Raw genomic sequence first — 334 nt, 5'->3', positions numbered from 1 at the left:
GAAGGGACATTACGTGCCCCTATCCCTGCCATGACCATCAACATTGCCAGTATACGGACTAAGGGAAGTAAGTAGTCACTTAGCCACTGAACAATGACGGCAAAGGGGTATTCCATGGTTATCCCGCAATTTCAGGTATCGACAGCACTAAGCGGTTAAAGAAATCCATAAGTTCCTGCGTAAACCAGTGGCCACCGATAATAAGTGCACTTAGGGTGACAAGCAAACGAGGTAAGAAGCTCAAGGTTTGCTCATTGATTGAGGTCGCCGCTTGTAATACCGCAACAATCAAACCAACAATCAAACTAGGGACAATAATCGCCGACACCAACTT

The 334-nt window shown here is 46.1% G+C and carries 1 protein-coding gene and 1 pseudogene; both read right to left on the bottom strand.

The window, feature by feature from the left end; genetic code table 11:
* Positions 1-116 (bottom strand): annotated as a pseudogene (locus CWC14_RS19885) (flagellar biosynthetic protein FliR); the annotation flags it as partial.
* Between the two features lie 2 nt (positions 117-118).
* A partial coding sequence (locus CWC14_RS18960) for a flagellar biosynthetic protein FliQ (RefSeq protein ID WP_138564419.1) occupies positions 119-334 on the bottom strand: 216 nt, incomplete at its 5' end.

This window comes from Pseudoalteromonas sp. S3260 (genome assembly GCF_005886925.1).
In the GTDB taxonomy this organism is placed as follows: Bacteria; Pseudomonadota; Gammaproteobacteria; order Enterobacterales; family Alteromonadaceae; genus Pseudoalteromonas; species Pseudoalteromonas tetraodonis.
Note: the sequence above shows the minus strand (reverse complement) of the source record. Positions and strands in the feature narration are given on the sequence as shown.